Genomic DNA, 22,496 nt, shown 5'->3' with positions numbered 1-22,496 from the left:
GCGAGGCTGATGAGGCATGTCTGTCACCACACACGCGCTGTCATCGCCCGCGAAAGCGGGCGATCCAGTATTCCAGAGACGCCAGAGATCAATCCGAGAAGCCGCGGCGTACTGGATTCCCCGCCTTCGCGGGGAATGACAGTGGTGATGGGAGGACGGCCGAAGCGGTGCCACGGGGCGCACCTCGGCTGCGAGAGCCGGTGCGCGATCAGGTCGAATTGCGAGCGGTCGATATCGATAGCCTGATCGGGCAGGATCATCCGGTGCGGGTGATCTGGGCTTATGTCGAAGGGCTCGACCTGAGCGAACTGGAAGATCGGGTCAAGGCGCGGGAGAACAGGCCTGGTCATCCGGCGCCATCGCCCCGGTTGCTGTTGGCGCTTTGGCTGTACGCCGCGAGCGATGGCGTTGGCAGCGGGCGGGCGCTGGACCGGCTCTGCGACAGTCATGATGTCTACCGCTGGCTCTGCGGTGGGGTGTCTTTGAACCATCATACGCTGTCGGACTTCCGGGTCGGCTGCGCCGACTTGCTCGACCGTTTGCTGGTCGAACACCTGGTGGCCCTGAACAAGGCGGGGCTGGTCGATCTGGAGAAACTGACTCAGGACGGGGTGCGGATACGGGCAAACGCCGGGACCGGATCGTTCCGTCGGGAGGCGACGCTGGATCGGCAGATGGTCCAGGCCGAGGCCCTGGTGGAAACACTCAAGCGCGAGGTGGATGCGGATCCGGAAGCCAGCAATCGGCGGATCCGGGCCGCTAAGGAGCGTGCGGCGCGCGAACGCAGCGAGCGGGTGCAAGCGGCCCAAGCCGCGCTGGCCGAGATCAAGCGCAAGCGCAAACAGCTCGATGACAAGGGCGGCAACGGCAAGAAGCCGAAAGACCCCCGCGCTTCCACCACAGACCCGCAGGCACGGATCATGAAGATGGCCGATGCCGGCTTCCGTCCCGCCTACAACGTGCAGGTGGCCAGTGCAGCCGGCGAACTGCTCGTAGTCGCAATCGATGTCGACAACAGCGGCTCGGATCGTGGCTTGATGCGGCCAATGCTGGAGCGAACGCGCACCCGGCTGAAACGCTTGCCGCGCCGCTACCTCGTCGATGGCGGATTTTGCAGCGGCGAGGACATCGAATGGGCGCATGACCAAGGTATCGAGGTCTACTGTCCGCCGCCCAAATCCAGGAGCGGTGTCGATCCCTTTCTACCTCGGAGCAGTGATGGCCCCGGAGTAGCGGCCTGGCGTGCCCGCATGGCCAGCGAAGCCGGCAAGGCCCAGTACCAGGCCCGCACGATCTGCGAATGCATCCATGCCCGATGGCGGTGAAGGCCGAGCCCGCTCCCGAAGCGCCGGCCGCCAAGGACGCAAAACCCGCCAGGGAGAAGGCCGCGCCGAAGAAGTCGATGGCCGACGAGGGCGCCGGCGAGGGCGCGTCCATCGCCAACCAGTCGATCCGCGTCAACGTGGATACGCTGGAGCACCTGATGACCATGGTCTCGGAGCTGGTCCTGACCCGCAACCAGCTGCTGGAGATCTCCCGCCGCAACGAGGACACCGAGTTCAAGGTGCCGCTGCAGCGCCTGTCCAACGTCACCGCCGAGCTGCAGGAAGGCGTCATGAAGACGCGCATGCAGCCGATCGGCAATGCCTGGCAGAAGCTGCCCCGCATCGTCCGCGATCTCTCGAGCGAACTCGGCAAGCAGATCGAACTGGAGATGCACGGCGCCGACACCGAGCTCGACCGCCAGGTGCTCGACCTGATCAAGGACCCGCTCACCCACATGGTGCGCAACTCCGCCGATCATGGCCTGGAGACCCCCGCCGAGCGCCTCGCGTCCGGCAAGGGCGAGCAGGGCACCATTCGCCTCTCCGCCTATCACGAGGGCGGCCACATCATCATCTGCATCGCCGACAACGGCCGCGGATTGAACACCGAGAAGATCAAGGCCAAGGCGATCTCTAGCGGTCTCGTCACCGAGGCCGAGCTGGAGAAGATGAGCGAGGCCCAGATCCACAAGTTCATCTTCGCGCCCGGCTTCTCCACCGCGGCCGCCATCACCTCGGTCTCGGGCCGCGGCGTCGGCATGGACGTGGTGCGCACCAATATCGACCAGATCGGCGGCACCATCGACATCAAGAGCGTGGCCGGCGAAGGATCTTCGGTCACCATCAAGATCCCGCTGACGCTCGCCATCGTCTCCGCCTTGATCGTGGAAGCGGCCGGCGACCGCTTCGCCATCCCGCAGCTCTCGGTGGTCGAGCTGGTGCGGGCCCGCGCCAATTCCGAGCACCGCATCGAGCGGATCAAGGACACCGCGGTGCTGCGCCTGCGCAACAAGCTGCTGCCCCTGATCCACCTCAAGAAGCTCTTGAAGATCGACGACGGCGCGGCCTCCGATCCCGAGAACGGCTTCATCGTGGTCACTCAAGTGGGCAGCCAGACCTTCGGCATCGTCGTCGACGGCGTGTTCCACACCGAGGAGATCGTGGTCAAGCCGATGTCGACCAAGCTGCGTCACATCGACATGTTCTCCGGCAACACCATCCTGGGCGATGGCGCCGTCATCATGATCATCGACCCCAACGGCATTGCCAAGGCGCTCGGCGCCGCCGGCTCCTCGGCCCATGACATGGGCGACGAGAACGGCGCTCATCACATGCTACTGGATTCACACATCACTCTGGTTATCCCGTGGGGGGAGCATGAGGTGGGCGCCGCGTTTCATGGCTTGGAACTCGAGCCAACCCTGAAGCATGACGACCGGACCCGGCTTGCCGTAATAGCCGGTCCATCCGCCGAGCCGCGCGCAGACCCAGGCGGCACGAGCCAACGAACCCTTTGGATGAGGGTTCTTCTGCCGCTCCGTCTTACCTTCGAGCTCGGCGCAGCAGGCTTCGAGCAGCGGAATGTCCTCAGGTTCGAACGCATCGCTCAGAGGTCGCAGCGGTCCCGGACCACCGTCGCGGGCGTGCACCAGTTGCTGGATGCACACAGCCGCGATCAAGGTCGCGGTGATCAGCCGGTTGCGCGGCGCTTGATCTTCGATTTGCACGCCTTCGATATCGAAGCCATCGGTCTTGAGCGTGCGGAACAGCTGTTCAATGGCCCAGCGTTGCCGGTAAAAGCCGATCACCTCCCAGGCTTGCATCTGACTGGCTATCGCGTGTGTCGTCAGAAGCCGCCAGTGGATCGGCGCTTCGCCGAGCGGCGGGTTGACCTCACGGACGTCAATGAGGTTGACGGTCACACTTTCCGGCAAGTTGGCGCGCAATCCATGCTTCGGTCGAGCAAGTGTGGCCGGCATGAAGCGAATCTCGAGCTGCGCGGTACGTCGCTTGCGCCCGGGCTTGGCGGGCAACTCCAGTTCAGCCTGCCCCATCGCAAGCATTGCATCGCTCCGTCCAAACAGTGCCTCGCCGTCGGCAAGCGCGCGGTCATGGGCCGCGCGCACCAGCAGTTCAACCCGTTCCGGTCGCAATGCAAACGCTTCAAAGATATCGCTCTCGCGATCGGCAATCACCGTGACCGAGGCTGCGCCAGCGCACACCGACGCCGCTTGATCAGCACCTTCCAGCCACCGGAAGCTCTCTTTCTCTTCAATCGGGACGGACCGGCGTGCTGCCCGTCGGCCGCTCTTGCGCTCCAAAAAGCAGCCATCTATCAGTCCAAGGATCGCGCCATCCTGTGCATCCAGGGCCATTACGGCGTGCAAATACTCACCCCCGCCGCCTTCCGAGCGCAGCACAGTCGTGTCCTGGATCGCCAGGACGTGCCGTCCTATGCAGCGTTCCGCCGTCCGTCCGGCCGCCTCCGACAGCATCTCCTCGCAGCTGAACGCCTCGTTGCGCAAAAGCCGCGTCAGGCGAATCTCTCCCGCCCGACTGCCGCCCAATCGGCGGACCCGCAGTCTTCTGCCCCCGGACGTAACAAGCCGGCCCAGAAGAAAGGCCCCCCTTTTTCCAGGCGACGGTCGCCAAACCGTCCCAGTCCGAGCTCCATGCCATCCTCCTGTCCAGGATGGACACGGAATCAGACATCCTTTCGGTCTTCAACAACGATGTGTGAATGCCGTAGCCCTCGTAGATTCCATGGGCGGTGAGCGTGGCCTTTCCGGTAGGTTTGGGTTTCCACACTCGAACCCACGGAGAGTCAGATGCAAGCATCGACAGCCACGCTCACCACCGACCATAATGGCACAATTTTCGTTGCAATCGAACTCAGCCAGAAGACGTGGCTGGTGACGCTGCACAGTCCGGATCGCGATCGGATGTCTCGCCACAAGCTGGATGGCGGCGACCATGCCGGACTGCTGGAGCTGATCGAGAAGATCCGCAGGCGGGCGGCGGACAAGCTCGGATCTGTGCCGCGCGTGGTGAGCTGCTACGAGGCCGGCTACGACGGCTTCTGGCTGCATCGTCTGCTGGAGGCTGCCGGGATTATGAACCTCGTGTTCGACCCGGCGAGCATTGCGGTGGAGCAGCGCTCGCGGCGGACCAAGACGGACCGGATCGACGGCGAGCTTCTGCTGCGGACGTTGATGGCCCACTTGCGTGGGGAGCCGCGGGTGGTCCGGATCGTGCGGGTGCCGAGCGTGGCGCAGGAAGACGCCAGACGCTCCGGCCGCGAACGCGATCGGCTGGTCAAGGAGCAGACGGCCCATACCAACCGGATCAAGGCGCTGCTGCGGCTGGCGGGCATGGCAGTCGGCTACCCGCGTCGCAGCAATTGGCTGGACTGGCTGGCCAAGCAGCGCGATTGGCAGGGACAGCCTCTGTCGCCGCATCTTCTGGCCGAAGTGACGCGCGAACATGCCCGCCTGATGCTGGTTCGCAAGCAACTCGTCGCGCTGGAACGGGCCCAGGCGACCGGGGCATGCACCGTCCCCGAGCAGACGGCCGAACGGCAGGAGCGGCTGGAACGGCTCAAGGCCCTCGGTCCGGCGCTTTCCGGCACGCTGACCCATGAGGTCTTCTACAAGGACTTCCACAACCGCCGCCAGGTGGGCAGCTACGTCGGATTGGCGCCCAGTCCCTGGCAGAGCGGCGGCATTGATCGCGAGCAAGGTATCAGCAAGGCGGGCAATCCGCGCGCCCGCGTCAAGGCGATCGAGCTCGCCTGGCTCTGGCTGCGGCACCAGCCGGACAGCGAACTCAGCCTCTGGTTCCGCACCCGCACCGCCAATGCAGGTAAGCGGGCCAGGCGCATCGCCATCGTCGCCCTGGCACGCAAGCTGATCGTGGCGCTGTGGCGCTATCTCACCACCGGTCTCGTACCTGCGGGGGCAACGATGAAGGCATAGCAAGGATCCCACCGGCGCTGCGCCTGGCCGCAGTCCGCGCGGGATGAATGATGACCGTGCCACCCTTGGGCTGAACAAACAGCCGTTTTGTAGATGGGTCTCATTCTCAAGGCTTCCTCGCCGCAAGCATGCGGAACGTGGGTCCGGACCACACCAGTCCGACCGGATATGAGGTGATGCAGTGAGCTGCATAAATCTTCGGAAGCCAATCCTCGCCCGGATCACGGTCGTCGCGCTGCGCTACGCATGGCTCCGCGCGCCGCCCTCGCACCGTGCCAAACTCACTCAAGCCAATCGACGCGCCTTTGCCCACCCTCATATGGGGGTTTGTGAGTCAAGGCCTGTCGATTGGCTTGAGTGAGTTTGGCACGGTGCGAGGGCGGCGCGCGGAGCCATGCGTAGCGCAGCGCGACGACCGTGATCCGGGCGAGGATTGGCTTCCGAAGATTTATGCAGCTCACTGCATCACCTCATATCCGGTCGGACTGGTGTGGTCCGGACCCACGTTCCGCATGCTTGCGGCGAGGAAGCCTGGCGAGAATGAGACCCATCTACAAAACGGCTGTTTGTTCAGCCCAAGGGTGGCACGGTCATCATTCATCCCGCGCGGACTGCGGCCAGGCGCAGCGCCGGTGGGATCCTTGCTATGCCTTCATCGTTGCCCCCGCAGGTACGAGACCGGTGGTGAGATAGCGCCACAGCGCCACGATCAGCTTGCGTGCCAGGGCGACGATGGCGATGCGCCTGGCCCGCTTACCTGCATTGGCGGCGCGGGTGCGGAACCAGAGGCTGAGTTCGCTGTCCGGCTGGTGCCGCAGCCAGAGCCAGGCGAGCTCGATCGCCTTGACGCGGGCGCGCGGATTGCCCGCCTTGCTGATGCCCTGCTCGCGATCGATGCCGCCGCTCTGCCAGGGACTGGGCGCCAATCCGACGTAGCTGCCGACTTGGCGGCGGTTGTGGAAGTCCTTGTAGAAGACCTCATGGGTCAGCGTGCCGGAAAGCGCCGGACCGAGGGCCTTGAGCCGTTCCAGCCGCTCCTGCCGTTCGGCCGTCTGCTCGGGGACGGTGCATGCCCCGGTCGCCTGGGCCCGTTCCAGCGCGACGAGTTGCTTGCGAACCAGCATCAGGCGGGCATGTTCGCGCGTCACTTCGGCCAGAAGATGCGGCGACAGAGGCTGTCCCTGCCAATCGCGCTGCTTGGCCAGCCAGTCCAGCCAATTGCCGCGACGCGGGTAGCCGACTGCCATGCCCGCCAGCCGCAGCAAAGCCTTGATCCGGTTGGTATGGCTGGTCTGCTCCTTGATCAGCCGGTCGCGTTCGCGGCTCAAGCGCCTGGCGTCTTCCTGCGCCACGCTCGGCACCCGCACGATCCGGACCACCCGCGGCTCCCCGCGCAAGTGGGCCATCAACGTCCGCAGCAGAAGCTCGCCGTCGATCCGGTCCGTCTTGGCCCGCCGCGAGCGCTGCTCCACCGCAATGCTCGCAGGATCGAACACGAAGTTCATAATCCCGGCGGCTTCCAGCAGACGATGCAGCCAGAAGCCGTCGTAGCCGGCCTCATAGCAGCTCACCACGCGCGGCACAGATCCGAGCTTGTCCGCCGCCCGCCGGCGGACCTTCTCGATCAGCTCCAGCAGTCCGGCATGGTCGCCGCCATCCAGCTTGTGGCGAGACATCCGATCGCGATCCGGACTGTGCAGCGTCACCAGCCACGTCTTCTGGCTGAGTTCGATTGCAACGAAAATTGTGCCATTATGGTCGGTGGTGAGCGTGGCTGTCGATGCTTGCATCTGACTCTCCGTGGGTTCGAGTGTGGAAACCCAAACCTACCGGAAAGGCCACGCTCACCGCCCATGGAATCTACGACCTCTCCATGAACACCGATTAGGCGCCGGTGGCTGGATAGGGAATGATTTGCTGACCGAGCTGACGAGCCAGCCGGCGCAGAATGCGGTGTTTGGTTTCCAATACTTTCTCCTCGTATTGAGCCACGCCGGTCTCGACGAAGTCGAGGCCTTTGACCATCACGCGCCAGAAGAGCGTGGCGAGCTTTCTGGCGAGAGCCTTGTTCGCGACCAAGCCGCCACGCCGTGCCGCCATGCGCCTGTAGAAGCCGCCGAGCGCGACGTGTTTGCTGCGGGCCAAGGCACGGGCCATCACACAAAAGATCTGGCCGGCTCGGTTGCGGCGACGTTTGACCGTACCCTTACGTTTGCCGCTTTGAGCACTTCCGGGAGCAAGCCCCAACCATGAAGTAAAGTGCCTTTCGGTCCGCCACTTGGTCAGGTCCGTGCCAACCTCGCCGATCAGTTGCAAAACGCTGTACTCGGTATGGGCGGGAAGTGTCGTCAGATCCTTGGCGCCACAGATCTGCGCAAGAATCTCTCGCAAATCCGCGATGTCCGGCGCGTTGACACCCGGCCGCGTGCGGCGCTTTCCTCTCTTTGTCGAAGCCTCCGACGGCGGCACCTTCGTGTCCGGCATCTGGCGAAGGACGACCTCGATCTGGCGGTCGCAGGCGGCGATGAGGCCTTGATAATGGTCCCAGCTTTGAACGGCTTGCGCCAGGGCGAACAAATGCTCTTCGGCCCAGTTGCCGCGCAACGATTCGACGACGCGCTCAGCCTTGGCCTTGCGGATTTGAACGTCGCATAGACCCAACAGGACCTGCGGATCGCGTTCACCGTCAAGAATGGCCCGGATCACGGCCAGGCCGCTCGCCCCCGTCAGAGAGCTGATGACCTCGTGCAGTTTGACGTTCATCCGCTCCAGTGCTTTTTGCATGTGCTGAACATGTCCGGCGGCCGCCGCGATGTGTTCCCCGCGAAGCCGCAGATAGTCCTGCAGACGGCGGACATGGGCCGGGGGAACGAAGCCTGCCCGCAGCAGGCCATGCGCATGCAGCGTGGCGCCCCACTGGCAGTCTTTCATGTCGGTCTTCCGCCCCGGAAGATTGCGTGTCTGGCGGCCGTCGACCATGACCACCTCAAGGCCCGCGGCCTCCAGAACCCCATACAGCGGCAACCAATAGACCCCGGTCGCTTCCATCGCGACTGAGCGCACCTGATGTTCGGCCAAATAGTCACGCAGCGCATGCAGCTGCGAGGTCACCGTGCCGAACACCACGGGTGGCTCACCCGCAATCGACACATGCATCTTCTCGCTGCCGACATCCACAAAGGCTGCACGCGGATCCAACACCGTCAAACCACTCATCCAGGACTCCCATGCTGTCACGCTGCGAAGCCCGCCAAGAGCCCGACCGCACTCACGGAATTGCAAACCTCTCCAACGGGAAGCGCAATGCTCGCCAAAATGTGCAATCGCCTGCGATCGGAACTAGCCTCAGGACCGGGCAACCAGGCGCACCAGAGGATCAAGCAGCCACACTGTCTCCCGGCGGCGCTCCGCAGCCAACGATACCGTGTTCATGGTCCGTGTGCAGTGCCGGTTTTGGCGCTGGCGGCTCAGGATGAGGCTTTGCCCACCCTGTACCCTTCTAGCGTTCGGAGGCCAGTCAGTTGGTGTAAGCTGGTCGGCCGGGCCGATCCGCCGGGAGCCGCCTTGCCCACCTGTGCCTTGAGCACCGACGTAGGACCCGCGCCCCGGCGGAGCGTCTGCGATCGAGATCCACTAGGAGGTTTGCGCCGCGAGCGCCGGTACAGGGATTGATCGGGATCGCAGTTGGCCCGCCTTTTGGAAACGAGGAGGTCCATCAAATGGTCGAGAATGTGCATTGGCTTGTCGGGATCGACTGGGCAACGCAAAGCCATCGCGTTTGCTTGCTCAATTCCGAAGGAAGGCGGCTGGGAGAGCGAGAGTTCGCCCATGGCGGAGCCGGTCTGGTGGAGCTGCGCGACTGGCTGCTCGAGAAGACGAAGGCTGCCCCGGCGCAGATCGCCGTGGCGATCGAGATGCCGCATGGTCCTGTGGTGGAGATGCTGCTTGAGCATGGGTTCCTGGTCTTTGCCATCAATCCCAAGCAGCTTGATCGCTTCCGTGATCGCTTCACGGTCGCAGGTGCCAAGGATGACAGCCGTGATGCTCTTGTCCTGGGCGATTCCTTGCGTACCGATCGCAAGGCCTTCCGGCAGCTTGCCATCGACGACCCGGCGGTGATCAGGTTGCGCGAATGGTCGCGCCTGCTGGATGAACTGCAGCAGGAACGGACGCGTCTGTCTAACCGCCTGCGTCATCAGTTGTGGCGTTATTACCCGCAAGCGGCCGAGCTGGCCGATGATGTCGCAGACGATTGGTTCCTGAGCTTGTGGCAGAAGGTGCCGACACCCGCTGCGGCCGCCAAGGCATCGGAGAAGACGATAGCGCGCATCCTCAAGGAGCATCGTATCCGCCGTGTCGACGCCGCCACCGTGCTGCAGACCCTGCGCAAGACGGCCTTGTTCGTCGCACCGGGTACCACGGAGGCCGCGTGCGTCCATATCCGCAGCCTTGTCGCGCGCTTGCGCCTGGTCAATCAGCAGATCAAGCAAGCCGGCGCTGCCCTGGACGACCTTTGCGATAGTCTGGCGGCACAGGACGAGGAGAACTCGTCGGGGCAGAGCCACGAGCAGTGTGACGTGGCAATCCTTCGCTCCTGGCCGGGAATCGGCAGGATTGTTCTCGCCACACTGCTCACCGAGGCAGCACAACCGCTGCGCGGCCGAGATTACCACGCCTTGCGAGCTCTGGCAGGGGCCGCCCCGGTCACACGGCAAAGCGGCAAGCAACGCTTCGTGATCCGGCGCTTTGCCTGCAACAGGCGGCTGCAGACTGCTGTCCATCACTGGTCACGCGTTGCCGTCCAGCACGACCCGGCCGCTCGGCAACGCTATGATGCCCTGCGGCAGCGCGGCCATGGTCGGGCCCGCGCGTTGCGCGGCGTCGGCGATCGCCTGCTCTCGGCCCTGTGCGCGGCCCTCAGGAACCGAACGCTGTACGACGCCAATCACAGGAGTGCTCAGGCCATCACCAGCCAGTAAGCCTCATTCCTTTGTTCGGCCGCTTGTGACCATTCCTTCGTCCCGACCTGCCGAGCCCAACAGCGCGGCGCGCAGCCGCTGTCCAGGATGCCATCGGCACCGGCGTAGCCGGCGCGAAGCGTCCTGGACCTTTGCCCACCCTGTACCCTTGAGAGGTTCGAGACGGCCTTTTGGAGTAGACTGGCCGTGCGGGCCGATCCGCCGGGAGCAGCCTTGCCCACCTGTGCCTTGAGCACCGACGTAGGAACCGCGCCCCGGCGGAAGCGGCCGCGATCGAGATCCAGTAGGAGGTCGCGCCAAGAGCGCCAGTACAGGGATTGATCAGGATCGCGGTGGCCCGCCTTGCGAGCAAGGAGGTCAATGATGATCGAAGATGTACGCTGGTTCGTTGGGATCGACTGGGCAACGCGGAGCCATAGCGTTTGCCTGCTGGATGCCGAGGGAAGACAGGTTGCGCAGCACGAGTTTGACCATGGCGGCGCCGGGCTGAGGGAGCTGCGTGACTGGCTGCTGGAGAAGACCAAGGCCGAACCGGGACAGATCGCCGTGGCGATCGAGATGCCGCACGGCCCTGTCGTGGAGATGTTGCTCGAGCACGGGTTTGTGGTGTTTGCCATCAATCCCAAGCAACTGGATCGCTTCCGCGATCGGTTCACGGTGGCCGGCGCGAAGGACGACCGCCGCGATGCCCATGTGCTCGGCGCCTCGCTGCGCACGGATCAAGCTGCTTTCCGTCGGCTTGTGGCAGACCATGCGAGGATGATCGAGCTCCGGGAGTGGTCACGCCTGGCGGACGAACTGCAGCAGGAACGTACCCGTCTTGCCAACCGCTTGCGTCAGCAGTTGTGGCGATATTATCCCCAAGCCACCAAGTTGACCGACGATGTCGCGGACGAATGGTTCCTGGCGCTTTGGGAGAAGGTGCCGACCCCCGCCAGTGCGGTCAAGGCCCGCGAGAAGACTATCGCAGGGATTCTGAAGGATTATCGTATCCGCCGTCTCGATGCGGCGACGGTGCTTGGGACTTTGCGCGAGACCCCGCTATTCGTAGCCCCCGGCACCACGGAGGCCGCCTGCGCTCACATTCGCAGCCTGGCGGCGCGTCTGCACCTGGTCAATCGGCAGCTCAAGGAGGCTCATCAGAACCTGGACCGGCTCTGTACCGAGCTCGAAGGAGAGGAGAAGCCGTCGGGGCAGAGCTCGGAGCAGTGCGACGTGACGATCCTACGCTCCTGGCCAGGAATCGGCAGGATCAATCTCGCCACACTGCTCGCCGAGGCCGCAGAGCCCCTGCGCAGACGAGATTACCACGCCCTGCGCGCCCTGACAGGGGCTGCGCCGGTGACGCGGCAAAGCGGCAAGCAGCGCTTCGTGATCCGCCGCCTCGCCTGCAACAGACGCTTGCAGAGCGCCGTCCATCACTGGTCGCGTGTCGCCCTCCAACACGATGCTGCCAGCAGGCGGCGGTATGACGCCTTGCGCAAGCGGGGACACGGTCACGCCCGTGCTCTGCGCAGTGTCGCAGATCGCTTGCTTTTTGCCCTGTGTACGACGCTCGAGCGACAAGTCCCATACGACGCCGGCCACAACGGCTCAAAGAACTCTGCGAACGGGTGAGCCCCATTCCTTTGTTCGGCCGGGCGACCATTCCTTCGTCCCGACCTGCCGAGCGGCAGAGCGCCGCGCGCAGATGCTGTCCAGGATGCCGAAGGCACCGGCAACGCCGGCGCAACGCGTCCTGGACTGCATCGAGCACGGCGCTACCATATCGCTCAAGGGCGATCTCCCCTTGACCACGGGTAGGAGGTCCTACGCGTGTCACAACCTCGATCTCGTAGGGTGGGCAAAGCGCAGCGTGCCCACGCGTCTATCTCCGCATTTGAAAGGTCGTGGGCACGGCGCAAGTGCGCCTTTGCCCACCCTACGACACCGCCGCTGGGACGTGCACCGGAGCATTGCAATGACGCAGAGAATATGCGCCACCCACCGCTCTCGTGCCCCGGACGCAGCGCAGCGCTTCCCCGGCGATGCGAAGCATCGTCCGGTGCGGTGCGCTGCAGAGCCGGGGCCCGTGTCGCCGCATCGTGCCGTGTCGTCCTGGGGCGCGAACTGCGGCGATTGCCGTGCGTGAGCCGGCGCGGCAACGATTGATTGGCAGCAGGCGATGGCGTTAAAAGCGGCTCGCTCGAGCACGTCTCTGGAAGGAGTGAGGACATGGCTGCGCTGAAACTCGCCATCGGCAACAAGAACTACTCGTCATGGTCGATGCGGCCCTGGCTCGCGCTTCGCGCCAACGACATTCCGTTCGTGGAGACGCTGATTCCGCTCTACACCGACAATCCCGCGGACAAGGAGCAGATCCTGTCCTTCAGCCGCGCCGGCAAGGTGCCGGTGCTGGTCGACGGCGACGTCACGGTGTGGGATTCGCTCGCCATCATCGAATATATCGCCGAGCGCTATCCGGAAGTGAAGCTGTGGCCCGACGAGGTCGCTGCGCGCGCGCATGCGAGGTCGGTGTGCGCCGAGATGCATTCCGGCTTCGTGGCGCTGCGCAACGAATGCGGCATGAACCTGCATCGGCCGATCCGCCCCGTGGCGCTGTCCGCGGACGCCAAGGCCAACATCGCGCGCATCGAGGAGATCTGGCGCGAGTGCCGCACGCGGTACGGCGCGAAGGGTCCGTTCCTGTTCGGCCGCTTCGGCGCGGCGGACGCGATGTACGCGCCGGTCGTGCACCGCCTGCGCACCTACGCGATCGAGGTCGCGCCGGATACCAAGGCCTACATGGAGACCATGATGGCGCTGCCGGCGTTCCAGGAATGGACCCGGGACGGCCTCGCCGAGACGCTCGTCATCGCCAAGTTCGAGGACGCCTGACCCCCCGGGGCTGCTCGGGGCCGCCGGCCCCGAGTCGGCCGGCGCTTTGGGTGCGACAAGCTGCCCGGCCGAGCCGCCGCGCCGGTATCATCGGCCCGCCGGTTCCGGTCCTATCACTCTGAAAAGACTACCAAATATACGCGTTTGCCATGCTGCCATGGCGCTGGCCAAAAGCACAGGTCGCGTGCTATACAGCGCCTGGGTTTCCGGCCGGCCGTCGTAGTGGGACCATGGACGAGGCAGGCGCTGTTTGAGTGATGGAGAGGGTGTTGAAGCACAAATTCCCGATTGGAACGCGCGTATTGTTCACGGCCAGCAACGTTGCGCGCCCCGCCGCCAGCGGCGCGTATGAGATCATCCGCCTGCTGCCGACCGATGGCGACGATTGCCAGTACCGGATCAAGAGCTCGACCGAAGCCTTCGAACGCGTTGCCAAGGAAAGCCAGCTCGCGCTGTCCTGAAGCCAGCCCGCGCTACTGAAAGCTGACGCACCGCGCATCGCTGCCATCAGGGAATAGTGTCCTGCCGCCGTCAAAAGGCCCGCTTCACCTTCAAAAGGTGGGCCGGGGCAGTTGCCGACTCGCGGTGCTCGCTTGACCATTCGCTCTCTGCTCGCGTGAGGGGACGTCGCGCATGAACTGGGCATGGGCCGCTTCGCTCGACCAAATCTGGCGCTCACCGGCCTTTCCGATGTGGATGACGCTGGCCGCTGCGGGATTCTTCGGATTGATCCTGCTGATCACGCTGCTGCGCGCCGATCGATCCGTCGCCAACGGCGCCCTGACCGTGATCACGCTGCTCTCCATGGCGATCGCCGGAGCTGCCACCGTGCGGGTCTATGGCCCGGACGCGCCGACCGAGACGCGCGCGCAAGGTCAGGGTGCGGTCGTCGCCAGCCTGCCGGCACTGTCCTGCCTTGACGACCTCGCCGGCGATGCGGTCGCCATCGGCTGCGAGAAGGCGCTGTTCGGCTCGCCGGATGCGGTGGCGGCCTCGGTGTCCTACACCGCGGCCCGCATCGACCGGCTGACGGCGCTCGGCGATGCCGCGACCGCCGAGAAGAGCCTGACGGCGGACATGAAAGCGCTGCGCAAGGCGCTGGAGCGCGATCGCTACGGTCTCGTGGCGCAGGTGCTGGTCGTGCGCGACGGCTGCACCCAGTTCGACTGTGCCGCGTTTCGCTCGCTGACCGACCAGCAGCAGGTCGCTGCCAACATGGATTCCCATCTCTACGACACGCTGGTCGCGCGCCATGCGCCGACCTGGAACGCGCCGGCGATGGCAATGGCGACGGCGCCAGCGGCGCTGCCGCCGACTGCGGCGCTCGCGGGGCTGCCGCCCTCGATGCCGACGGGCAAGCCGACCAATGCCGAGTTTCCGAGCGCCTCGTCGACGCCGCCGGTCAGCATCATGAATCCGGAGCCCGCGGCGACGACGCGGCAGGCGGCCCCGGCCGCGAACGCTGCGGCCGCGCCGGCAGCTTCGCGCGCGCCGGCAGCTGCCGCGGCGCAGGCTTCCACGCCCGCGGCGCCGGCTGCGAAAAGGCCGCCGCCGCCGAAGGCTGCGCGTGCCCCCGCAGCACCGGTTCCGCTCGCACCCCCGCCGGCAACGGCGGCGGCTCCCGCGGCTGCGGATAACGAATAGTTCGGCATTCCAAATGCAGTGCTGCCCGGCTAATGCTGGGCCATGCCGCTACATCTGATCAAGCTCGCCGTCGGCTGCGACTCCGTCAAGGAATTGAAGGAGTGGATCGCCGAACGGATGCAGACCGCCAAGAAGAAGGGTCTGCCGCAACGTCACGTCCACATCACCCGCATGGTCCCCAAGCGCGACGCCGAGATCCTCGCCGGCGGGTCGCTCTACTGGGTGATCAAGGGCGAGATCGCCGCGCGGGAAAAGATCATCGGCATCGAGCCGTTCCGCGACAAGGACGGTATCGGGCGCTGCCGCATCGTGATGCAGCCGAAGGTGATCTCGGTGTCGCCGCGGCCGATGCGCCCGTTCCAGGGCTGGCGCTATTTCACGGAGGATTCCGTGCCGCCCGATCTCGGCAGGTCCGCCGCCGGCTCGATTGCGGCGATGCCGGAGCCGATGCGGCGTGAATTGCGTGATCTGGGGCTGCTCTAAACGGCTATATTGTCGATCAGCCGGGTGCTACCGAGCTTGGCCGCGACCAGGATCCGCAACGGGCCGTCCTTGCGCGAGGCGACCTGCGCCAGCGTCTCGGCATGGCGGACCTCGTAATAGTCCAGCGCAAAGCCCGCCGCCTCGATCATCTCGGCGCCGCCGGCCAGCGCAGGCGCGATGGCGTCGCCGGCCTTGATCCGCCGCGCGCTCTCCTTCATGGCCCGGTAGAGGATGGGGGCGGTCTGCCGCTCCTCGGGCGAGAGGTAGACGTTGCGCGAGGACAGCGCGAGCCCGTCGCGTTCGCGCACGGTGCGCGAGCCGATCACCTTGACGCCGAGGTCGAGGTCGCGTGCCATCTGCGTCACCACCCGCAGCTGCTGAAAGTCCTTTTCGCCGAAGATCGCGAAGTCCGGCCGGACTTGCGTGAACAGCTTGCCGACCACGGTGGCGACGCCGCCGAAGAAATGCGGGCGGAAGCGATCCTCGAGGCCGGCGAGGGCCGGCCCCTCCGGCACGATGCGGGTGGCGAAGCCCTCCGGATACATCGCCTTGACGTCCGGATGCCAGACGATGTCGACGTCCTCGGCCGCGAGCTTGGCGATGTCGGCCTTCCAGGTGCGCGGATAGGCGCCGAAATCCTCGGTCGGCGCGAACTGGGTCGGGTTGACGAAGATCGAAACCACGACGCGGCTGGCGCGCCGCTTGGCGAGGCGGACGAGGGACACATGCCCGTCATGGAGCGCCCCCATGGTCGGGACCAGCGCGATCGTGGCCTTTCGCTTGCGAAGATTGTCGGCGGCGCGGCGCAAGGTCGGGACCGTGCGGGCGATCAAGGGGCTTGATGACATCAGGACTCGGCAGGGTTGGGAATCGGCGCGGCGCGATCTGCGCCCGGTGCGGCTAACCTTAACAAGCGGCGATCATGGACGCCATGCACCCGGATGCGGCACAGCATCCCGCGCAAGGCCGCGCATGACATCGCGACATTGTGGGCTGGATCACAGACGAAGATTGGCGCCGCCATTCATGATGAAGAACGGCGCAATACGATTTGCATGACCTGTCACGCATTTCACTTGACCGCAGACGCGGCCAACTCGAAGATATTCATCAGGGGTGTTGAGGATCGCCATGCTTGTGCAGGCTAGCCAAGGCCAATCCGGCTCGGCACATGTGGTCGTGCTCGGCAACGAGAAGGGCGGCTCCGGCAAGTCGACCACCGCCCTGCACATCGCCGTTGCGCTCCTGAAGGCCGGCCAGCGCGTCGCCACCATCGACCTCGACTGTCGTCAGCAGAGCTTCACCCGCTACATCAACAACCGCGCCGCCTGGGCGCGCCGCACCAAGCTCGACCTCGAACTGCCGGTGCATCGCTGCATCAAGCTCGGCGAGACCATGCAGATCGCGGACAACGAGAATTCCGAGTTCCAGCAGTTCATGGAGGCGGTCTCGGCGGTCGAGAGCAGTTTCGACTTCATCGTGATCGATACGCCGGGCACCGACAGCTACCTGATGCGGCTTGCGCATTCGATGGCCGACACGCTGGTCACGCCGATCAACGACAGCTTCCTCGATTTCGACGTGCTCGGCACCGTCGATCCCGCCAGCTACGCGGTGACCGGCGAGAGCCACTACGCCGAGATGGTGCGCGACGTCCGGCGCAAGCGCCGCCAGCTCGACGGCTCGACCACCGACTGGATCGTCGTGCGCAACCGCCTGTCGATGCTCGGCTCCCGCAACAAGCAGCTGGTCGCCGAGGGGCTGAAGGATCTGTCGCTGCGGCTCGGCTTCCGCTACGTCGATGGCTTCGCCGAGCGCGTCGTCTATCGCGAATTCTTCCCGCGCGGCCTAACCGCCCTCGACGAGATCGACGAGGCCACGCTCGGCATGCGGCCCAATCTCGGCCATCTCACCGCTCGGGAAGAGGTGACGAGCCTGCTGCGTCAGCTCAAGCTGCCGCTCGACGAGCGCGGCCGCCGCCGCGCCGCCAACCGGGCCGAATGGTTCAACCAGATCGACAAGCCGCTCGAGGTCCACGACATCCTCGGCGCCTGAGGTGGTATATCGCTACTTTCGATTGATCTGACTGGCGGGTTCCTCCTGGAACTGTCACGGCGTTCGGCCGTTTTTATTTGACGTTTACCGTGAAATTGAACCCGACCAATACCGGCTGCGTCGGATGGTGAGCTGCGTCCGACGTGGTCGCTGGACACAGGTGCTCAGAAAACGTGTGCGCCGCACAACGAAAGGGCTGCCGGTTCACAATATTTGGCCTTCCTGTCACGCGCCTGTGACATATATTAGCGATAGGCGACGAGGGGACGGAGAGCCCCGGAGAACACGATTTTCAACAGGGATTCAGGCAATAAGCGCCTGAGGCTGAGGACGAAAATGAAGCGTGGAATTGCCGTTCTGGTTTCAGTCAGTGCCCTCTGCGGCATCGCCTATTTCACGGCGAGCAAGTGGGCGATCAAGCACGAGACCATCACCTTCTACGACGCCTCGCGCGACAATCGTCCCGTGCCGGTCTACGTTGCGGTGCGCCGCGACAAGGAAATGCAGGCCAATGCCGGCATGATCACGCTGCCGGTCGCGGTGATTAACCACGGCAACACGGTCAAGAACACCGAGTACGGCTTCCTCGCCAACATCTTCGCTGCGCGCGGTTACATGGTCGTCAGCCCGCAGCACGATTTGCCGACCGATCCTCCGATGGTCACCAAGCCCGGTGAGCTCTATGTCGGCCGGCTGCCGCAGATCCTGCGCGGCGTTGCCAACATCCATTACGCCATGCACGAGTTGAAGAAGATTCAGCCCAATGCCGACTACGCCAAGGTGACGATGGTCGGCCATTCCATGGGCGGCGACATCACGATGTACTTCGCCAAGCACTATCCGGACGAGGTCAAGAAGGTCGTCACGCTCGACAATCTGCGCGTGCCCTTCGTCACCGCCGGCAAGTTCAAGATCCTCTCGTTCCGCTCGCAGGATCCGCAGTTCAAGGCGGATGCGGGCGTGATCCCGACCGACGAGGAGTGCGAGAAGGCGGGCATTCAGGTCGTGAAGACCGAATTCCAGCATAACGACATGCGCGACACGGGTCCGGATGTTGCGAAGAACTCGATCCAGAGCATGCTCGACAAATTCCTGAGTGCGACCGATAGCGAGATCGCGCCGGTCGATACGCAATCCTCGCCGCCCAATGTGCTCGAGCCTGGTCCGGTCGCGCTGATGGCGCCTGCCAAGAGCTGATGCGTTAGCGCACATCGTCCGCCGCATTCGCAAAGCCCCCGCTGGCTCGTTCCGCGGGGGCTTTGCACATTGACCGCGCCGCCCGCGCTGACCACATTAATCGTCCACGTAAGGGTCAAGGGATGTCGGGCGAACCCATCAAGCCGCGCGGCGGCGATGCCGTCTCGGCAGACGCCGGCGGCGCGCTGCCGCAGGTCGGAACGTCGACCGCGGATGACATCGCCGCTTTCGTCGCCAAGGCGCGGGCGCTGTCACCCCACGCGCCGGGCGCGAAGGGGCGGCTAATCTTCGCATTGGATGCGACGATGAGCCGGCAGCCCACCTGGGACATGGCCTGCGCGCTTCAGGCCGACATGTTTCGCGAGACCGCAGCGCTCGGCAGCCTCGATATCCGGCTGGTCTATTATCGCGGCCTGAACGAGTGCCGCGCCACGGGCTGGATCTCGGACAGCGCCCGGCTTGCGGCGTTGATGAGCAGGATCGATTGCCGCGGCGGCGACACCCAGATCGGCAAGGTGCTGACGGAGGTGCGACGCGAAGCGATCGCGTCGGGCGTGCGGGCCGTCGTCTTCGTCGGCGATGCCATGGAGGAGAACGTCGACGAGCTCTGCGCCAAGGCCGGCGAGCTTGGCATGCTCAAGGTGCCCGTGTTCGTGTTTCAGGAAGGTCATGACGCGGTCGCCGAACAGGCCTTTCGCGAGATCGCGCGCCTGACCGGCGGTGCCTGGTGCCGGTTCGATCCGGGCGCGGCGGCGCAGTTGCGCGAGCTGCTGCGGGCAGCCGCGGCCTATGCCGCCGGCGGCCGCGAGGCCTTGTTGCGATTGGCGGCGTCCGCAAGCGGCGCGGCCAGGCTGATCAGTCAGATGAAATAGGCGTTCAGCTGTCCCGGCTCGTGGCGGCGTGCGCCATGCATTTTGCCGCGAGGGCGACTATATTCCCGCCATGACTCTGCTCGCCGGCGCTGTCGCTGTTATCACGCTCTACCTGCTGCTCCAGATGTTCCGCGCCGCCAACCCGGCGGTGCTGGCGCGCGCCGTCAGATTTGGCGGCGGCGTGCTGGCGCTGGCGGTCGCGGCTTTCACGGGCCTGCGCGGCGAGCTGGCGGTGGCGATTCCGCTGGGGATTTTCGGCGCCGGGCTATTGGGCTGGACCCCGCTGGCAAACACCGGCTTCGGCAATATCGGCGGGCTGTTCGGCGGCGGCGGTGCCGCGCCCTCATCAGGGCAGACCTCGCGCGTGCGCTCGCAATTTCTGGATATGCGGCTCGATCACGATTCCGGCCAGCTCGGCGGACAGATCGTGGCCGGGCCGCACGCCGGGCGCGATCTCGGCGAGTTCGATCTTGCGAGCCTGCTGGCGATGGTCCCGACCTTCGACGCCGAGAGTGTGGCCTTACTTGAAAGCTATCTGGACCGCCGGTTTCCCGCTTGGCGTCAGAACGCGCAGGGCGATGCGGCAGGGGGGCAGCGCCGCACGACGGCGAGCGGCAAAATGACGGCGGAGGAGGCCTATCAGATCCTTGGCCTGCAGCCGGGCGCGGGGCGTGACGACATCACCCGGGCGCACAAGTCCCTGATGAAGAAACTCCATCCCGACCAGGGGGGCTCGAACTATCTCGCTGCCCGGGTAAACGAGGCCAAGGATACTCTGCTTCGTACGCATAACGGCTAACTCCGGCACCACGCCACAAACGCCCGTACCGTGTGAGCTCCGCTTGCTCCGTTTGCCGTCGCCCCGATGCCCGCCATTCCGGCGTGGTCGATCCCTTGAGCAAAGTTTTAACCGTAAATTCTTGACGAGAGGTTGTCGCGGAACGGCCTCGTCGCGATCGCGCCACCGTCTCCGCATCACGGACGCGTCCCCAAAACGAAAATGCCCGCGCAAGGCGCGGGCATTTCGTCTGGAACGGGAAGCGAGATCAGTTGCGGACGGTGATGCAGGAAATCTCGGCGCGCTTCAGGGTGCGGCAGACCGCCTCGGCCTGGTCGCGCTCGAGCCCGGCGAAGCGGGCGCGATAGAGCTTGCGATTGTCCTTGGCGACGACGGGCTCGGTGAACGGATCGGCCTTGCTGAGCAGGCCGCGAGCCGAGCTGCGCGCGGCGTCGATACGCTGCTGGGCTTCGTTCTCGCTCTCGAGCGCGCCGACCTGGACGATCCAGCCGCTGTGGGTGACGGCAGGCTTGGTGGTGGCGCTCATCTGGACCGGCATCGGTTCGGCCGAGGCGAGCTTCGGAGCGGCCGGGGCAGGGGCATGGGCGGGCGCGGCGGCCGTTGCGGCCGGCAGCACGCCGAGGATCCCGTTGCCGGTGCCGAAGCCGGCCGGCTGCCGCGGCAGCTCGGTGCGGGCGATCTCGGCCTTCGGCGCTTCCTGTTGGCTGGCGATCTCGGGCTTGTTGATGAGGTCGGCCCGGGCGACGACGGCGCCGGAGGTTTCCGCGACGTCGGAGCGGGACGGAATGGCATTGGTGACGGGCGGGCCGACCTGGATCGGGGCTGGGGCGGCGGAGGCGACCTTCACCGGGCCGGCCTTGACCTGAACCGTCTTGACCCGGACCGGCTTCATCGGCTCGGACGAGCCGGGAATGATGGAGAGCGGCTGGCTCGAGATCACGCCGTTGGTGAGCGGCGCGGGCTCGACCCTGGATTCCGTCGGCCGAACCTCAGGCTTGCTGGTTTCTGGCCTGGTCGGGGCCGGTGGCACCGCGGCCGTCGCGGCGGCCAGCGTCGCGAGGCGGGCAGCGAGACGAGACGGGGCAGGCTCGGGAGCAGGGGCCGCTGCCTGGACCGGCAGCGCGGGACGGGCCGGCTGCATATCCGAGGCGGCGGCAACATTGGTCGCGGTGTCGGCGCCGTTGCGCTCGGTGACCGCGGCAACGGTGTGGACCGTCGCACCCTTCTCGAGATTCTCCGCGAGCAGGTTGCGCATGATGGCATCGCGCGAGCCGCCGCTGCGGCCGCCGAGCACGACGCCAATCAGATGGCGGTTGCCGCGCCGCATCGAGCTGACGAGGTTGAAGCCGGAGGCGCGGGTGTAGCCGGTTTTGATGCCGTCAACGCCCTCGACGCTGCCGAGCAGGTGATTGTGATTGCGGATCGACTGTCCACGCCAGTTGAACGTGGAGGTCGCGAAATAACGATAGTAGCGCGGGAAGCGTTCCTGGATGGCACGGCCGAGCGTGGCTTGATCGCGCGCGGTCGTGACCTGCTCGTCGTTGGGAAGGCCGTTGGCGTTGCGATACACCGTCTTGGACATGCCGAGCGCGCGCGCCTTGCGCGTCATCATCTGGGCGAAGTCGTCCTCGTCGCCGGCGATCGCTTCCGCGATCACCACCGCGGCGTCGTTGGCGGAGCGGGTGACGAGACCCTTGATCGCGTCCTCGACACGAATGGTCTGGCCGGCACGCAGGTTCAGCTTGGTGGGATCCTGGTCGGCCGCGTGCTTGGACACCGGCATCTCGGTGTCGAGCTTCATCTTGCCGGACTCGAGGCGCTCGAACAGCAGATAGAGCGTCATGATCTTGGTCAGCGAGGCGGGATGGCGGATTGCGTCGGGGCTGGTTGCCTGCAGCACAGCACCGGAATTGCCGTCGACGATGATGGAGGCGAATTTGGAGCTGGAGCTCTCGGATACATCGCGCTGCACCCGATGGTGCACGTAGTGCCGGCGATGGCGCCGTGCCTCGGCGGCATCGATGGTGAAGATGACCGCGCTGGTGATGGTGAGAAGCCCAAAAACGCCAACCCGCGCCAAGCGCGAGGCAGACAAGTTTTTACGAAGCATGGAACCCCGTCCCCGTTTCTGACTAGATCACCGGCTCGTGAGGCGAAATTGTGCCCAACGGACCCGGGATCACTACCTGCTCAGGCTGTCCCTCCGCTGGTGTTCGCCGCGGGGGACGTTGGACCCGAGCCGCTATTCTGGCTAAGGTGATGTTCTCAAACGGCTTTCGACCGTCTTCGGA

Annotated in this window: 17 protein-coding genes and 2 pseudogenes; 13 read left to right on the top strand and 6 right to left on the bottom strand. The window is 65.3% G+C overall.

Annotated features, from left to right (window positions below):
- Window positions 1-167: 167 nt before the first annotated feature.
- Window positions 168-1,322, top strand: a pseudogene (locus DCM80_RS31155) (IS1182 family transposase); the annotation flags it as partial.
- Window positions 1,322-2,656 (top strand): annotated as a pseudogene (locus tag DCM80_RS31150) (chemotaxis protein CheA); the annotation flags it as partial. The pseudogenes DCM80_RS31155 and DCM80_RS31150, both read left to right, overlap by 1 nt.
- 12 nt (window positions 2,657-2,668) lie before the next feature.
- On the opposite strand, the gene DCM80_RS31145 reads toward DCM80_RS31150, so the two are convergent.
- Window positions 2,669-3,820 carry an IS4 family transposase gene (locus DCM80_RS31145; protein ID WP_257198101.1) on the bottom strand — a complete coding sequence of 384 codons (1,152 nt, stop codon included), beginning with the start codon at window positions 3,818-3,820 and terminating at the stop codon, window positions 2,669-2,671.
- 333 nt (window positions 3,821-4,153) lie between these two features.
- Between DCM80_RS31145 and DCM80_RS31140 the strand changes: the two genes are divergently transcribed.
- Window positions 4,154-5,299, top strand: a complete 1,146-nt coding sequence (locus DCM80_RS31140) for an IS110 family transposase (protein WP_257195149.1) — start codon at window positions 4,154-4,156, stop codon at window positions 5,297-5,299.
- 644 nt (window positions 5,300-5,943) lie between these two features.
- Here DCM80_RS31140 and DCM80_RS31135 read toward each other — a convergent pair.
- Both DCM80_RS31135 and DCM80_RS31130 read right to left on the bottom strand, forming a co-directional pair.
- Entirely contained in the window at window positions 5,944-7,089 is a 1,146-nt protein-coding gene (locus DCM80_RS31135) for an IS110 family transposase (RefSeq protein ID WP_257195148.1), read from the bottom strand.
- A 94-nt stretch (window positions 7,090-7,183) separates the two neighbouring features.
- The gene (locus DCM80_RS31130) at window positions 7,184-8,515 is read right to left on the bottom strand and encodes an IS110 family transposase (protein WP_257195147.1); all 1,332 of its coding nucleotides are present in this window, start codon (window positions 8,513-8,515) and stop codon (window positions 7,184-7,186) included.
- 503 nt (window positions 8,516-9,018) lie between these two features.
- Here DCM80_RS31130 and DCM80_RS31125 point away from each other — a divergent pair.
- The 6 genes from DCM80_RS31125 (at window position 9,019) to DCM80_RS31100 (ending at window position 15,282) form a co-directional block, all read left to right on the top strand.
- The gene (locus tag DCM80_RS31125) at window positions 9,019-10,278 is read left to right on the top strand and encodes an IS110 family transposase (protein WP_257195146.1); all 1,260 of its coding nucleotides are present in this window, start codon (window positions 9,019-9,021) and stop codon (window positions 10,276-10,278) included.
- A 360-nt stretch (window positions 10,279-10,638) separates the two neighbouring features.
- A complete protein-coding gene (locus tag DCM80_RS31120; RefSeq protein WP_257195145.1) occupies window positions 10,639-11,895 on the top strand; it encodes an IS110 family transposase in 1,257 nt (418 codons plus the stop codon).
- 597 nt (window positions 11,896-12,492) lie between these two features.
- Window positions 12,493-13,155 carry a glutathione S-transferase family protein gene (locus DCM80_RS31115; RefSeq protein WP_028135874.1) on the top strand — a complete coding sequence of 221 codons (663 nt, stop codon included), beginning with the start codon at window positions 12,493-12,495 and terminating at the stop codon, window positions 13,153-13,155.
- A 257-nt stretch (window positions 13,156-13,412) separates the two neighbouring features.
- Window positions 13,413-13,616: a hypothetical protein gene (locus DCM80_RS31110; protein WP_126258634.1), complete on the top strand. Its 204-nt coding sequence runs from the start codon at window positions 13,413-13,415 to the stop codon at window positions 13,614-13,616.
- 172 nt (window positions 13,617-13,788) lie between these two features.
- Entirely contained in the window at window positions 13,789-14,799 is a 1,011-nt protein-coding gene (locus DCM80_RS31105; protein ID WP_257195144.1) for a hypothetical protein, read from the top strand.
- Between the two features lie 42 nt (window positions 14,800-14,841).
- Complete coding sequence (locus DCM80_RS31100) at window positions 14,842-15,282, top strand: DUF1489 family protein (protein ID WP_028135877.1); 441 nt, start codon at window positions 14,842-14,844, stop codon at window positions 15,280-15,282.
- On the opposite strand, the gene panC is transcribed toward DCM80_RS31100, so the two are convergent.
- The gene (gene panC, locus DCM80_RS31095; RefSeq protein WP_257195143.1) at window positions 15,279-16,130 is read right to left on the bottom strand and encodes a pantoate--beta-alanine ligase; all 852 of its coding nucleotides are present in this window, start codon (window positions 16,128-16,130) and stop codon (window positions 15,279-15,281) included. The two genes, DCM80_RS31100 and panC, sit on opposite strands and share 4 nt — an antisense overlap.
- A gap of 150 nt (window positions 16,131-16,280) precedes the next feature.
- On the bottom strand, window positions 16,281-16,415 hold the full coding sequence (locus DCM80_RS31090; protein WP_257195142.1) for a hypothetical protein: 135 nt from the start codon (window positions 16,413-16,415) through the stop codon (window positions 16,281-16,283).
- Here DCM80_RS31090 and DCM80_RS31085 point away from each other — a divergent pair.
- The 4 genes from DCM80_RS31085 to DCM80_RS31070 all read left to right on the top strand — a co-directional run bounded on the left by DCM80_RS31085 (window position 16,414) and on the right by DCM80_RS31070 (window position 20,205).
- Window positions 16,414-17,337, top strand: a complete 924-nt coding sequence (locus DCM80_RS31085; RefSeq protein ID WP_257195141.1) for a division plane positioning ATPase MipZ — start codon at window positions 16,414-16,416, stop codon at window positions 17,335-17,337. The genes DCM80_RS31090 and DCM80_RS31085 overlap by 2 nt on opposite strands.
- Before the next feature lie 336 nt (window positions 17,338-17,673).
- On the top strand, window positions 17,674-18,534 hold the full coding sequence (locus DCM80_RS31080) for an alpha/beta hydrolase (protein ID WP_257195140.1): 861 nt from the start codon (window positions 17,674-17,676) through the stop codon (window positions 18,532-18,534).
- A gap of 122 nt (window positions 18,535-18,656) precedes the next feature.
- Complete coding sequence (locus DCM80_RS31075) at window positions 18,657-19,406, top strand: VWA domain-containing protein (RefSeq protein ID WP_257195139.1); 750 nt, start codon at window positions 18,657-18,659, stop codon at window positions 19,404-19,406.
- Between the two features lie 70 nt (window positions 19,407-19,476).
- Window positions 19,477-20,205 carry a DnaJ domain-containing protein gene (locus DCM80_RS31070; protein WP_257195138.1) on the top strand — a complete coding sequence of 243 codons (729 nt, stop codon included), beginning with the start codon at window positions 19,477-19,479 and terminating at the stop codon, window positions 20,203-20,205.
- A 247-nt stretch (window positions 20,206-20,452) separates the two neighbouring features.
- Here DCM80_RS31070 and DCM80_RS31065 read toward each other — a convergent pair whose 3' ends face one another.
- A complete protein-coding gene (locus tag DCM80_RS31065) occupies window positions 20,453-22,315 on the bottom strand; it encodes a D-alanyl-D-alanine carboxypeptidase (RefSeq protein WP_257195137.1) in 1,863 nt (620 codons plus the stop codon).
- Window positions 22,316-22,496 lie beyond the last annotated feature (181 nt).

The sequence above is a fragment of the Bradyrhizobium sp. WBOS08 genome (genome assembly GCF_024585125.1).
Classification (GTDB): domain Bacteria; phylum Pseudomonadota; class Alphaproteobacteria; order Rhizobiales; family Xanthobacteraceae; genus Bradyrhizobium; species Bradyrhizobium japonicum_B.
Note: the sequence above shows the minus strand (reverse complement) of the source record. Positions and strands in the feature narration are given on the sequence as shown.

Excerpts from the sequence above, each read along its gene's own strand:
- DCM80_RS31070 (WP_257195138.1), top strand. The coding sequence starts at position 19,477 with ATGACTCTGCTCGCCGGCGCTGTCGCTGTTATCACGCTCTACCTGCTG.
- DCM80_RS31115 (WP_028135874.1), top strand. The coding sequence starts at position 12,493 with ATGGCTGCGCTGAAACTCGCCATCGGCAACAAGAACTACTCGTCATGG.
- panC (WP_257195143.1), bottom strand. The coding sequence starts at position 16,130 with ATGTCATCAAGCCCCTTGATCGCCCGCACGGTCCCGACCTTGCGCCGC.
- DCM80_RS31075 (WP_257195139.1), top strand. The coding sequence starts at position 18,657 with ATGTCGGGCGAACCCATCAAGCCGCGCGGCGGCGATGCCGTCTCGGCA.
- DCM80_RS31145 (WP_257198101.1), bottom strand. The coding sequence starts at position 3,820 with ATGCTGTCGGAGGCGGCCGGACGGACGGCGGAACGCTGCATAGGACGG.
- DCM80_RS31080 (WP_257195140.1), top strand. The coding sequence starts at position 17,674 with ATGAAGCGTGGAATTGCCGTTCTGGTTTCAGTCAGTGCCCTCTGCGGC.
- DCM80_RS31100 (WP_028135877.1), top strand. The coding sequence starts at position 14,842 with ATGCCGCTACATCTGATCAAGCTCGCCGTCGGCTGCGACTCCGTCAAG.
- DCM80_RS31125 (WP_257195146.1), top strand. The coding sequence starts at position 9,019 with ATGGTCGAGAATGTGCATTGGCTTGTCGGGATCGACTGGGCAACGCAA.
- DCM80_RS31135 (WP_257195148.1), bottom strand. The coding sequence starts at position 7,089 with ATGCAAGCATCGACAGCCACGCTCACCACCGACCATAATGGCACAATT.
- DCM80_RS31090 (WP_257195142.1), bottom strand. The coding sequence starts at position 16,415 with ATGGCGATCCTCAACACCCCTGATGAATATCTTCGAGTTGGCCGCGTC.
- DCM80_RS31140 (WP_257195149.1), top strand. The coding sequence starts at position 4,154 with ATGCAAGCATCGACAGCCACGCTCACCACCGACCATAATGGCACAATT.
- DCM80_RS31110 (WP_126258634.1), top strand. The coding sequence starts at position 13,413 with ATGGAGAGGGTGTTGAAGCACAAATTCCCGATTGGAACGCGCGTATTG.
- DCM80_RS31105 (WP_257195144.1), top strand. The coding sequence starts at position 13,789 with ATGAACTGGGCATGGGCCGCTTCGCTCGACCAAATCTGGCGCTCACCG.
- DCM80_RS31120 (WP_257195145.1), top strand. The coding sequence starts at position 10,639 with ATGATGATCGAAGATGTACGCTGGTTCGTTGGGATCGACTGGGCAACG.
- DCM80_RS31085 (WP_257195141.1), top strand. The coding sequence starts at position 16,414 with ATGCTTGTGCAGGCTAGCCAAGGCCAATCCGGCTCGGCACATGTGGTC.
- DCM80_RS31130 (WP_257195147.1), bottom strand. The coding sequence starts at position 8,515 with ATGAGTGGTTTGACGGTGTTGGATCCGCGTGCAGCCTTTGTGGATGTC.
- DCM80_RS31065 (WP_257195137.1), bottom strand. The coding sequence starts at position 22,315 with ATGCTTCGTAAAAACTTGTCTGCCTCGCGCTTGGCGCGGGTTGGCGTT.